The organism is Sphingomonas sp. AC449 (genome assembly GCF_979253475.1).
This window is the reverse complement of the sequence record NZ_CEEDCZ010000134.1, coordinates 1-215: the sequence shown is the minus strand read 5'-3', so window position 1 is coordinate 215 and position 215 is coordinate 1. Positions and strand designations below refer to the sequence as shown.

Annotated in this window: 1 tRNA gene; it reads left to right on the top strand. The window is 54.9% G+C overall.

The features are described from left to right. The first annotated feature begins 139 nt into the window (after window positions 1-139). Window positions 140-213, top strand: a tRNA-Met gene (locus AC0CH3_RS18120). The last annotated feature ends 2 nt before the right edge of the window (window positions 214-215 follow it).

The following is a 215-nucleotide window of genomic DNA, read 5'->3' as shown; positions in this document are numbered from 1 at the left end:
GGTCGTCGCCAGGCATTGAAGCCCGTGCAACATGCAAAACGCAAAATATCAAAACCCATTCACAACGTCTTCTACACCCAACGTCTGCAAGCGCAGACTGTCGGGCCCCCATCAAAGTACTACTTTGATGGGACCCTATCGCGGGGTGGAGCAGCCCGGTAGCTCGTCAGGCTCATAACCTGAAGGTCACAGGTTCAAATCCTGTCCCCGCAACC